General features: G+C 70.6%; 8 protein-coding genes. 3 read left to right on the top strand and 5 right to left on the bottom strand.

From position 1 onward, the window contains the following. Positions 1–428: 428 nt before the first annotated feature. Together A3IC_RS0117255 and A3IC_RS0117250 are read right to left on the bottom strand one after the other, a co-directional pair. Entirely contained in the window at positions 429–1,658 is a 1,230-nt protein-coding gene (locus A3IC_RS0117255; protein WP_020551301.1) for a styrene monooxygenase/indole monooxygenase family protein, read from the bottom strand. A 155-nt stretch (positions 1,659–1,813) separates the two neighbouring features. After that, positions 1,814–2,971: an Rv3169 family protein gene (locus A3IC_RS0117250; RefSeq protein ID WP_020551300.1), complete on the bottom strand. Its 1,158-nt coding sequence runs from the start codon at positions 2,969–2,971 to the stop codon at positions 1,814–1,816. A 166-nt stretch (positions 2,972–3,137) separates the two neighbouring features. On the opposite strand from A3IC_RS0117250, the gene A3IC_RS0117245 reads away from it, so the two are divergent. After that, positions 3,138–4,337, top strand: coding sequence for a CaiB/BaiF CoA transferase family protein (locus A3IC_RS0117245; protein ID WP_040876744.1), 1,200 nt, complete (start codon positions 3,138–3,140; stop codon positions 4,335–4,337). 113 nt (positions 4,338–4,450) lie between these two features. Here the strand turns inward: A3IC_RS0117245 and A3IC_RS0117240 are convergent, their stop codons facing one another. Beyond that, positions 4,451–4,888 carry a glycoside hydrolase family 78 protein gene (locus tag A3IC_RS0117240; protein WP_158695982.1) on the bottom strand — a complete coding sequence of 146 codons (438 nt, stop codon included), beginning with the start codon at positions 4,886–4,888 and terminating at the stop codon, positions 4,451–4,453. Between the two features lie 156 nt (positions 4,889–5,044). Here A3IC_RS0117240 and A3IC_RS0117235 point away from each other — a divergent pair, with 156 nt between their 5' ends. Both A3IC_RS0117235 and A3IC_RS0117230 read left to right on the top strand, forming a co-directional pair. Further along, the gene (locus A3IC_RS0117235) at positions 5,045–7,558 is read left to right on the top strand and encodes a DEAD/DEAH box helicase (RefSeq protein WP_020551297.1); all 2,514 of its coding nucleotides are present in this window, start codon (positions 5,045–5,047) and stop codon (positions 7,556–7,558) included. 40 nt (positions 7,559–7,598) lie between these two features. Continuing rightward, entirely contained in the window at positions 7,599–7,979 is a 381-nt protein-coding gene (locus A3IC_RS0117230; protein WP_020551296.1) for a hypothetical protein, read from the top strand. A gap of 16 nt (positions 7,980–7,995) precedes the next feature. Here A3IC_RS0117230 and A3IC_RS54945 read toward each other — a convergent pair whose 3' ends face one another. Further along, positions 7,996–9,315 (bottom strand): ammonium transporter, encoded by a 1,320-nt coding sequence (locus tag A3IC_RS54945; RefSeq protein ID WP_020551295.1) that lies wholly within the window; start codon positions 9,313–9,315, stop codon positions 7,996–7,998. Positions 9,316–9,581: 266 nt separating this feature from the next. Then, a complete protein-coding gene (locus A3IC_RS0117220; protein ID WP_020551294.1) occupies positions 9,582–10,475 on the bottom strand; it encodes an IclR family transcriptional regulator in 894 nt (297 codons plus the stop codon). Positions 10,476–10,487 lie beyond the last annotated feature (12 nt).

Here is a 10,487-nt window from a genome sequence, read left to right as displayed (position 1 = left end):
CCGCCCACCCCGCCGGCGCGTCAGCGCCCCCGACACAGGCCGCCCCCAGTGATCGACGCGCGAAGCGCGGAGAGCGGCGGAGCCGCAAAACGTGGACTTCGTGGCCCGGAGCGAAGCGGAGGGACACGAAGTCCCGAGCGAGGGGCCGCTTTTTTGCGGAGGAGCGAAGCGGGGGNGCAAAAAAGNGGTGCCTCGCGAGCCGGCGACGAAGTCGCCCAACAAGCAGCTTCGCTGTGCTCGCGACGCCGGCGCGTCGCCTCCCTGTGCCCGCGACGCCGGTGCGTTGCTTCGCCGTGCCCCCGACACCGGTGCGTCGCCTCCCCGGCCCCCGACCCCGCCGCCGCCTCCCCGCCGCCTCCCCGCCGCCTCCCCGCCCACAACCCCCGCCGCCCCGCCCCACGACCCGCCTCTCCCGGTGCACCCGCTACCTACAGCGCTCCCACCTTCGTCAGGAACGCCATTGTCTTCTCCGGGTCGTACATGAACTCCTCGAATTCCACCGGGTTGTCGAAGGCGCTCATGATCGCGTCGCAGACGGCGGGGCAGGTGTTGCCCGCGCCCATCAACATCTGGACGTGCTCCGGGGGGACGCCCAGGAGCGATGTGGAGAACTTGACGCCGTGTCGGGCGCGGGACCAGAACGCGTCGAAGACCGATTGCATCCAGGCGGCGTCGAACGGGCGATCGCCGTGCGCGACGATCTCGTTCAGGTACAGGTCGGCGGCCCGTGCGGCGTTGTTGGAACCCTGCCCGCTGATCGGGTCGTTGGTGACCAGGACGTCGCCGATGCCCAACGCGACGCCGCCCGACGGGAGTTCGGCGATCGGCTTGCGCACGATGGGGGAGAAGCCGCCGCTGAGTACGCACATCGGGTCGGTGAGTTCGGCGCGGCTGATCCGGTCGTAGTCCCACGGCGCGAACTGCCGGACCAAACCCTGCATCACCGCCCAGTGGGTGTCCGGGTCGCGCACGTCGCGGAACACGTCGAGCGGGCCGCCCGGCACGGCTTCGAGCAGGATGATGTCGCACGGGCCGGACAGCGTCAGGCCCGGGAACATGATGATCTCGCCGATCCCGGGAATCGCGTTGACGTGCAGCGCGTCGTACCCGACCTCGGGGCGCGGCGTCGCGCCGTGGAAGTACGCGACGGCCAACTGCCGCTGCGGGGTGGTGAATACGGACCGGTCGTGGTCCCGATCGAACATCGACACCAGCTCGCCCTTGCCGGCGGCCACCACGACCAGGTCGTAGTTGCGGGTGTACCAGTCGATGTCGGAGACCGCGACCGGGTGGACCACCAGGTTGCCGCCGCGCGCCAGGAACAGGTCCATCCACGCGGGCATCTTCATCCGCTGGTCGACCGACTGCGCGCCGCCCAGATCACCCAGCCAGTTCACCACCGGAGTGCCGTCCGGGCCGGGGATGGTGAACCCGGCCCGGGGAATCGGCGGTACCCGCCCGGACCACAGATCCAGGCCGTGCGGCTGCTCCAGCGCGATCGTCGACGGCATCATGATCTGCGTCGAGGTCACCCGCCCGGCGCGGATCTCGTCGGGCGTCCGCTCGGTCATCACGGTCACGTCGTAGCCGTGGGCCAGCAACCCCAGGCCGAGTTGGAGCCCGGATTGGCCGGCACCGACGATGAGGATCCTGCGCATGGCTGACGTCCCTTCCCCTGATCAAGGTCGACAGCATCGTATGGCTCGCGCTGCGTGTTCAGCGGAGTACCGACCGAGAAAGAAGCCCCACCACCCGACACCGCACCACCCGACACCGCACCACCCGACACCGGCCAAGGGCCGCCGCACCGGCCCTACATGAACGAGGACTCCGCCGTGAGCCCCAGCGCCGGGTCCGCGCCCGTCACGATCGGCTGGCAGTTGCCCCAACCGACCCCGCCGCCGACCGGGTCGGTCACCCGGACCACCGTGTCCCGGATCTGGTGCAGCCGGCGGGCCTGTTCGGGGGTCGAGCAGTCCGCGATCCGCTCGCCCTCCACGTGCAGGTCGCCGCGCCACTCGCCGTGGTGTCGGCCGTCCAGGCCGAAGTACAGGCCCGCGCCGAGGTGGAAGCCGGTCGCCGAGACCACCTCCAGTTGCAGCGGCCGGGCCGAACCGTCCGCCATGGTCGCGTGCAACTTCCCACCGCGCAGCCGTCGATTGACCGGGTCGTAGCTCAAGTCCGGTACCAGATCGGCCCATTCCTCGACTCGTCCGTCGGGATGCTCGACCCCGCCCATCACCCGCTTCTGCGCGAAGCCGGGTCCACCGGTGATCTGGTAGTGCAGGAACAGCGCGTATCGGCTGCCGTCCCCACGCTCCATCAGGATGGGCGCCCAGATCATCCGGAACGACATCGACGCGGGCATCCCGGCCGGCTCCAGGTCGGCCGCCGGCGCACCCACGTCGTAGCGGGTGCCCCACGAGTGGTCGCGGGTGGACACCCACGTGTCGGGGGTGATCTCGGTGCGCTCGCCGTCCACTTCGACCCAGCCGGACGCCACCCCGGTCTGGTGATAGCGCACCAGGTCGGCAGTGGTGCGATAGGCGCGCCGGTTGTGCGTGCGGTCCTCACAGACCGCCGGGACGACCGCCTCGAATGTCCAGTCGAAGGCGATCGGCTGAGCCTCGTTCGCCTCCAGCACGAAGCGCACCACCTTGAGTGGCTCGACCACCTCGTAGCGGATCGGCCCCACCGTCGTGGTGTGCGGTTCGGGCGACAGCCGGCGCGAGGCGCGCACCGTGAGTTGTTCGACGCCGCGCGAGAGACCCGCGTAGCCGTCCATCACGTTGCGGTTCGTGTACTTGCCCAGCCCGAAGCCCAGTTGCAGGCTGCCGTCCCGGGCCGCGGCCATCGCGCAGACCTTCTCGGTCCACGACGGGTCGGTGGTGGCCACCGTCGCGAACGTCTCGGCGACCTGGTGATGAAAGCCTTCGTCGGCCGCGGTGAGCGGCCCGATCGGGTTGGTCACGAATCCTCCGTCGATCAGCGTCGAATCCCGAGCACTGCCGGATTCTCCGCCGGCCCTCGCCAACAGACCAGAGCCTTGACCTGTGACAGAGAACCTGTTTTCGTCATCCGGGCATCCGAGCCATCGAATGCCGTCGCGCGAGCGACACCGGAGGGGGAGCGGCAGCATGGAACGTGTTCCTATCGACGGACCCCTTGCCGGCCTGCGCGTCGTGGACCTGTCCACGGCCGCGACCGGTCCGTACGCGGTGACCCTGCTCGCCGATCAGGGCGCCGACGTGATCAAGGTCGAACGCCCCGGGATCGGCGACATCTCCCGCTGGATCGGCACCGCGACCGGAGGCATCAGCGCGCTGTACCAGATGTGCAACCGCGGCAAGCGCTGCGTCGGGGTGGACCTGCGTACCGACCGGGGCCGCGACCTGGTGCGCGAGCTGATCGCGCGGGCCGACGTGGTGGTGCAGAACTGGCGGCCCGGCGTGGCCGAACGGCTCGGCCTGGGCTACGCCGACGTGCGTCGGGACGACCTCGTCTACTGCTCGATCTCCGGCTTCGGCGCGCACGGGCCGTACGCCGGAAAGGGCGCCTACGACACGGTGATCCAGGCGTACGGCGGGATCGCCGAGAACCAGAAGGACCCGGAGACCGGCCGCCCGAGGTTCTCGAACCAGGCCCTCGCCGACAAGGTCACCGCGCTCACCGCCGCGCAGGCGATCACCGCGGCCCTGTACGCACGCGAACGCGGGCGCGGCGGCCAACACCTCGAATTGTCCATGCTGGACGCGGTGATCTCGTTCATGTGGGTCGACTCGGCCGGCAACGACGTGCTGCGCGACGGCGACGGCAGCCAACCCGGCAGCTTCGTCGCGGACGTGCGCCCGTACGCGTTCCTGGACGGCTGGGGTATCGCCACACCCACCTCGGACGCGGACTTCGCGGGCATGTGCCGTGCGTTCGGCGTCGACGGGTACGACGACCCGCGGGTGGCCACGATCGCCGAGCGGCGGCGCAACCGTGAGGTCGGCCACGCGCTGGTGACCCGCTGCCACGAGGCCGCGACCAGACTCACCGTCGCCGAGGGCATCGCTCGCCTGGAGGCGGAGAACGTGCCGTGCGGTGTCGTGCTGGGTCCCGGCGACCTCGCCGGCGACCCGCACATCGCCGCCGTCGGCGTGCTGGAGGACGACGTCCACCCGACCGCCGGGCGGCTGCGGCAGCCGCGGCACCCGACGCTGTTCGGCGGTACGCCCGGGCGGCTGGGCGCGCCGGCTCCCACACTCGGGGCCGACACGGACGCGATCCTCGCCGAACTCGGCCTCGATCCGGAGCAGGTGGCGCAGCTGCGGGTGGCCGAGGTGGTCTGCTAGGCCCTGCGGGCGGCGGCGGGGCCTGCGGCCCGCTTGTCCGCGAACCCCCGACGGGCTGGATTGGCCGGGTTTGTGCTCGGACGCCGGGCGCCTGGGTATCGCGGTTCCCGGGTTCAGGGCCGAGCGACCGTCCACTGGTCTCTGGCGCTCCAGGGTGAGTCGTGGCCCTGGGCGTCTTGGACCCGGACGCTCCAGTAGTAGGTCACGCCCTGTTCGACGCGAAGGCCGGAGGGGCGGAGGGCGGTGTGCTCGGTGGAGTGCACCACGCCGCTGTCCCATACGTTCGGGTCCACGCCGCCGTCGGTCACCGTGTCGACCGCCTGGGGGTCGGTCGAGACGACCAGGCGGTATGTGCGCTGCGGGTGGATCCGGCCTCCCAGGCGGACCGTCCAGCTGATTCCGTCGGGGTCCGCTTCCGGGTTGTGCGGCGGCGCGACCGCGGTCAACGTGGGCCGCGAGGTGCTCGCCGTGCACGCGAGGAGGGTCCCGCTCACCGCCAGACCCGCGAGAACCACGAGGCTCAGCCGACCCGCCCGTCGTACCGGCCTCACGCGTACCCCTGTTCCCGGTGACAAATGATCACGGTGACTCTACGGATGTGACACGCGTCACCGGAAGTGCTCCCGCCCGGGCGTACCGGACGTGCGCGTAGCGGCGGAATCCGGGTTGCGTCCGGGCGGGCGCTCGCGAGCAGGCAGGATAGACGGGTGACTCTCATCGATCTGCTCCCCGCCGAGGCCGACCCCGACGCCCTGTACGAAGCCTTCGCGTCGTACGCGGAGGAGCGCGGCCTCACCCTGTACCCCGCGCAGGAAGAGGCGCTGATCGAGCTGGTCTCGGGCAACAACGTCATCCTGAATACGCCGACCGGCTCGGGGAAGAGCCTGGTCGCCGCCGGCGGGCACTTCGCCGCGATGGCGCGCAAGGAGCGCAGCTTCTACACCGCGCCGATCAAGGCGCTGGTCTCGGAGAAGTTCTTCGACCTCGTCGCCCAGTTCGGCACCGAGAACGTCGGCATGATGACCGGCGACGCCTCGGTCAACGCGACCGCGCCGATCATCTGCTGTACCGCGGAGGTGCTGGCCAACATCGCGCTGCGTGACGGCGCGGACGCGGACGTCGGCTTCGTGGTGATGGACGAGTTCCACTACTACGGCGACCCGGACCGGGGCTGGGCCTGGCAGATCCCGCTGATCGAGCTGCCGAAGGCGCAGTTCCTGCTGATGTCCGCGACGCTCGGGGACATGGACCGCTTCCAGAGCGACCTGAAGCGGCGCACCGGCCGGTCCACCGCGATCGTCAAGTCGGCCACGCGTCCGGTGCCGCTGTACTTCTCCTACCGGGTCACCCCGCTGCACGAGACCATCGAGGAGCTGCTGACCACGCGTGAGGCGCCGATCTACATCGTGCACTTCACCCAGGCGTCGGCGGTCGAGCGGGCCCAGTCGCTGATGAGCATCAACATGTGCACGCGCGAGGAGAAGGATCAGATCGCGTCGGTGATCGGCGGGTTCCGGTTCACCACCAAGTTCGGCCGGCAGCTCTCGCGCTGGGTGCGGCACGGGATCGGCGTGCACCACGCGGGCATGCTGCCCAAGTACCGCCGGCTGGTGGAGCGGCTGGCCCAGGCCGGTCTGCTCAAGGTGATCTGCGGTACCGACACGCTCGGCGTCGGGGTCAATGTGCCCATCCGCACGGTGTTGTTCACCGCGCTGTCCAAGTACGACGGCCAGCGGGTGCGCCGGCTGCGGGCGCGCGAGTTCCACCAGATCGCCGGGCGGGCCGGGCGGGCCGGCTTCGACACCGTGGGCAACGTGGTCGCGCAGGCCCCCGAGTACGAGATCGAGAACATCAAGGCGCTGGCCAAGGCCGGCGACGACCCGAAGAAGCGCCGCAAGGTGGTCCGCAAGAAGGCACCGGAGGGCTTCGTCGGCTGGAACGACGAGACCTACACCCGGCTCCAGGAGGCCGAGCCGGAGCCGCTGGCGTCCCGCTTCCGGGTCACCCACGCGATGCTGCTCGCGGTGATCAACCGGCCCGGCAACGCGTTCGAGGCGATGCGGCACCTGCTCACCGACAACGACGAGCCGCGCGCCCAGCAGCTGCGGCACATCCGGCAGGCGATCGCGATCTACCGCTCGCTCCTGGACGGCGGCGTGGTGGAGAAGCTCGCCGAGTCGGACGAGGAGGGCCGCATCGTCCGACTCACCGTGGACCTCCAAGCCGACTTCGCGCTCAACCAGCCGCTGTCCACGTTCGCGCTGGCCGCGTTCGACCTGCTCGACCCGGAGGCGCCGACCTACGCGTTGGACGTGCTCTCGGTGGTCGAGGCCACGCTCGACGATCCGCGCCAGATCCTCGCCGCGCAGCTGAACAAGGCCAAGGGCGAGGCGGTCGGGCAGATGAAGGCCGACGGGATCGAGTACGAGGAGCGGATGGAACGGCTCGCCGACATCCAATACCCGCGCCCGCTGGAGGAGTTGCTCGAACACGCCTACGCGATCTACATGCGCAGCCACCCGTGGGTCGGTGACCACCCGCTGTCGCCCAAGTCGATCGTGCGGGACATGTACGAGCGGGCGATGGCCTTCGGCGACTACGTCGGCTGGTACGAACTCGCGCGCACCGAGGGCATCGTGCTGCGCTATCTGGCGAGCGCGTACAAGGCGCTCAACCAGACCGTGCCGGACGACGCGAAGAACGAGGACCTGCACGATCTGATCGCGTGGCTGGGCGAGTTGGTCCGCCAGGTCGACTCCAGCCTGCTCGACGAGTGGGAGAAGCTGGCCAACCCGGACGCGACGCAGGAGGAGCTCGACGACATCGAGGGCCGCACCACGCCGGTCACCGCGAACGAGCGGGCGTTTCGGGTGCTGGTGCGCAACGCGCTCTTCCGGCGGGTCGAACTCGCGGCGCTGCGGCGCTACTTCCAGCTCGGCGAGTTGTCCGAGCAGGAGGGCGACGGCAACTGGGACGCGGAGCGCTGGCAGGACGCGCTGGAGGACTACTGGGACGAGCACGACTCGATCGGCACCGGCCCCGACGCGCGCGGCCCCAAGCTCATGCAGATCACCAAGGAGGACTCCGCGTGGCGGGTGCGCCAGGTGTTCGACGACCCGGCGCAGGACCACGACTGGGGGATCACCGCGGAGGTGGACCTGACCGAGTCGGACGAGACCGGACGCGCGGTGCTGCGGGTGGTCGCGGTCGACCGGATGTGAGCCCGCGCCCGCGGCGGGGCGGGTCGGGCAGACTGGGCCCATGACCAAGAAGACGGCTGTCGACGCGCACGGTTCGATCCTGTCCTGGCGTTCGCACAACTCGGTGTTGTCGATCGGCTCCGAGGGTTCGGTGCTCTCGATCGGATCGGTGGGCTCGGTACTGTCGATCGGTTCGGTCGGCTCCGCGCTGTCCTTCGGGTCGATCGGCTCGGCGCTCTCCGCCGCGTCGATCGGCTCCTACCTGGGCGTGGCATCGGCGTTCTCGGCCCAGTCGGTGTGGTCGGCGTTCTCGATCCAGTCCAGCGGCAGCGTCTTCGACCACCACAACGCCCGAAAGCTCGCCCGCCGGTCAGCCCTACCGGCGGCCGCGGCGATCGCCGTCCTGGCCACCGCCACAATCCTGACCCGCGACACCCGCTGAAGCGCTCGGCGGATGGTCAGCCCAGGTCCAGGTCGTCCGCCGGCCTCGGGGCGGGGCGGGGAGCGGGGCCGGGTGTGCGCTTGGTGCCGGCGAAGGCGGTGAGGTCGTAGGCCGTTTCCGCGTGTACCGCAAGGTCCAGACCCAGTTGCTCGTGGTCGGCGTGGGCGCGGAAGCCGATGGCGCGGTCGATCAGCTTCGCGATCGTGTACGTGACGCCGAAGGAGAACGCGGACACCACCACGATCGCCACGACCTGCTTGCCGAGCAGCGCGGCGCCGCCGCCGCGCAGCAGACCTTCCGGACCGCCGGTGACGTCCTTCGCCGCGAACAGGCCGATCAGCAGCGTGCCGACCACCCCGCCGACGTAGTGCACGCCGACCACGTCGAGCGAGTCGTCGTAGCCGAAGCGGTGCTTCCAGCCGACCGCGAAGCTGCACAGGACACCCGCGACCAAGCCGATCACCAGCGCGCCGGGCAGATCCACCACGCCGCAGGCCGGGGTGATCGCGACCAGGCCCGCGACCGCACCGGAGGCCGCGCCGAGCGTGGTGGCGTGCCCGTCCCGGCGCTTTTCCACCGCCAGCCAGCCGATCAGCGCGGTACACCCGGCCGCCTGCGTATTCACCAGCGCCTGGGCGGCCAGGCCGTTCGCGCCCAGTGCCGAGCCGCCGTTGAAGCCGAACCAGCCGAACCACAGCAGGCCCGCGCCGAGCACCACGAGCGGCAGGTTGTGCGGCCGCATCGGGTCGCGCTTGAAGCCGATTCGCGGACCGAGCACCAGGGCCACCGCCATGCCCGCCGCGCCGCAGTTGATCTCGACCACCAGACCGCCCGCGAAGTCGAGCGCGCCGAGCCGGTGCGCGATCCAGCCGTCCGGCCCCCACACCCAGTGCGCCAGCGGCGCGTACACGCAGACGACCCACACCGCGCAGAAGAGCACCCACGCCTTGAACCGGGTGCGGTCGGCGATCGCTCCGGAGATCAGCGCCACGGTCAGGATCGCGAAGGTCAACTGGAACGCCATGAACAGCAGCTCGGGCACCGTGCCGTGCAGATCGGTGGGCTTGGTACCGGCCATGAACACATCGCCGAGATCGCCGAGCAGCCCGCTGCCCACGTCGCCGCCGAAGGCCAGGCTGTAGCCGAAGGCGATCCAGACCACGGTCACCACCGCGATCGCCACGAAGCTCATCATCAGCATGTTGAGCACGCTCTTGGCCCGAACCATGCCGCCGTAGAAGATCGCCAGGGCGGGGGTCATCAGCAGCACGAGCGCGGTGGCCACGAGCAGCCACGCGGTGTCTCCGGCGTTCAGGGCGTCGGTCGCGACGGTCATGCGGCTCCCTCGTGGGCCTGATGGGGTCTGGTGCGGCACTGGCTAGGTCAGGGTGGGCAGCCCGGGTTTCCTGTCGTATACCTCGGTGTTACGCGCGGGTTAAGGAACCCGCCCCGTGTTACGTGCGGATTGCCCGACGATGAGCGAGTGCTCACGCGGTGAGCGCTCCGACACGCTCACGAAACACTCCCGCACCCATGCCGCGGCGTCGGCCCCGGCCGTTTTGTCCCCGACCTGCTCCGTCCCCGACCTGCTCCGTCCCCGACCTACTCCGGCGCCCGGCCGCCCGAGCGTCGGGTCACCAGGCGGGCGACCGAGGCCAACCGCTCGCCGTGTGTCGTCACCCGGCGCCCGGTCACGCGCTCCAGGCCGTTCAGGGTGAGTGCGACCGCGACCCGGCCGGCGGCGTCGAAGACCGGGGCGACCAGGGTCGAAATGTCGTAGACGGTGTCCGGATCGACCGCGATCAGCTCGTACTCCTCCTCCCCGAGCGCGGCGGCCAACTCGGCCAACCGGTCGCGCAACAGCGCCGCCTCGCGCGGGCGTTCGGCCATCCGCTCCAGCGTGTCGCCGATTCGGGTCCGGGTCGGACTGTCCAAGGTGATCGAGTACCCGCGTTCGCGGACGGCCGCCAGCGTCGGCGGCAGCAGGATCCGGGCCGTGCCGCGCACCCGCTCGTCCAGCCGGTCCATCCAGGCGTCGACCTCCGCCGGTGTGGACCACGCGTGGAAGACCTGGCCGAGCGGCGGCACCATGCGCAACCGCTGACCCACCCGGACGTCGGCGGAGGCCAACTGCGGCCGGCCCTCCACGGCCAGGATGACGATCTCGTCGCCCACCGCGACGCTGGCGATCAGCTCGGTCTCGAACTCATTCGCCAGCTCGCGCAGTTGTGCCCGGGCCAAGTCCACCGCCGGATTGCCGCGCAGCGCCGCGTCGCCGAGCGCGACCAGGGCCGGCCCCAGCTCGTAGGTCTTGCGGCGCGGATGCCGCACCAGGTAGCCGGCGTCCTCCAATGCCCGGAGCACCGACAGCGCGGACGCGAGGTTGATGCCGAGCGCGGCGTGCAGCTCGGAGAGCGTGTACGCGCAGCCCGGGTGTGCGGCGAAGAAGTTCAGGATCTCGACCGCACGACCGGCGGCGAGGGCGGGACGAACCATGACGGCGACTCT

Source organism: Embleya scabrispora DSM 41855, from assembly GCF_000372745.1.
In the GTDB taxonomy this organism is placed as follows: domain Bacteria; phylum Actinomycetota; class Actinomycetes; order Streptomycetales; family Streptomycetaceae; genus Embleya; species Embleya scabrispora.
Note: the sequence above shows the minus strand (reverse complement) of the source record. Positions and strands in the feature narration are given on the sequence as shown.

Coding starts and splice junctions, on each gene's coding strand:
- A3IC_RS0117255 (WP_020551301.1), bottom strand. CDS start 1,658: ATGCGCAGGATCCTCATCGTCGGTGCCGGCCAATCCGGGCTCCAACTC.
- A3IC_RS0117245 (WP_040876744.1), top strand. CDS start 3,138: ATGGAACGTGTTCCTATCGACGGACCCCTTGCCGGCCTGCGCGTCGTG.
- A3IC_RS0117230 (WP_020551296.1), top strand. CDS start 7,599: ATGACCAAGAAGACGGCTGTCGACGCGCACGGTTCGATCCTGTCCTGG.
- A3IC_RS54945 (WP_020551295.1), bottom strand. CDS start 9,315: ATGACCGTCGCGACCGACGCCCTGAACGCCGGAGACACCGCGTGGCTG.
- A3IC_RS0117220 (WP_020551294.1), bottom strand. CDS start 10,475: ATGGTTCGTCCCGCCCTCGCCGCCGGTCGTGCGGTCGAGATCCTGAAC.